We start from the raw sequence: 945 nt of genomic DNA, 5'->3' as shown, positions 1-945 counted from the left end.
ACGACGTGCTCGACCCGGACCGGGACGTGGTGATCAACCAGCTGGGCGGCTGGGACGAGGCCACCGACCCGGTGGGGTGGCAGCCGAAGCCCACCGTGTTCGAGCGCGCCGCCGCGGCCGGCGTGGACGCCGTCACGGTCTCGCTGCCCGCCTTCGAGCGTTCGGCCCTGACACGGGCGGGGCTGCGTGGCGGCCGGTTCGTGGCCGGCCGCGCCCTGATCGCCCGCGCCCAGGCCGTCGAACGCGTGCTGAAGGACGCCCGCGTGCCCACGCTCGTCTACTTCTACGTCAACGAGCTGGACAAGGCCGGCCACCGGGACGGCGTGGGCTCGGACCGGTGGCTGCACGCCCTCGAGGAGATCGACGCGGCGGTGCGGCGCCTGGTGGACCGCGTGCCCGCCGGGACGGTGGTGCTCGCCACCGGCGACCACGGCATGGTCGACGTGCCGCCGTCGCGCCGCGTGGACTACGCCGCCCTGGACGAGGCCGGGGAGCTCGCCGACCCCGCGCTGCTCGAGGGGATCGCGCACACCGCGGGGGAGCCCCGCCTCGTGCAGCTGCACTTCCGATCCGACGCGGGTCCGGACGTGCGCGAGAGGGTGCGGCGCACCTGGGCCGAGCGCTACGGGGCGCACGCGTGGGTGCTCACGCGGGACGAGGCCGTCGACGCCGGCTGGTTCGGCGCCGTCGTCGAGGACCGGGTCCGTGCCCGCATCGGGGATCTGCTCGTCGCCGTGCACGGGGATCTTGCCCTCTACGACGGCCGGCGGGTGCCCCCGCACGCCTTCGAGATGGTGGGCCAGCACGGCGCGCCCACGCGCGCCGAGCGGGAGGTCCCGCTGCTCACCTGGCACCGCTGAGCCCGCCCCGCGGCCGGGGCCGGGCCGGGGTCAGTCGCCCTTGCGGCCGAAGACGATCTCGTCCCAGCTGGGCACGGACGCGCGG

The 945-nt window shown here is 76.4% G+C and carries 1 protein-coding gene; it reads left to right on the top strand.

Annotated features, from left to right (window positions below; genetic code table 11):
- Window positions 1-860: alkaline phosphatase family protein (locus HMPREF3105_RS01910; protein WP_070708644.1), on the top strand; the 860-nt coding region annotated here is incomplete at its 5' end.
- Window positions 861-945 lie beyond the last annotated feature (85 nt).

This window comes from Micrococcus sp. HMSC31B01 (assembly GCF_001816085.1).
Lineage (GTDB): Bacteria > Actinomycetota > Actinomycetes > Actinomycetales > Micrococcaceae > Micrococcus > Micrococcus luteus.
This window is presented reverse-complemented; position numbering and strand designations above follow the sequence as displayed.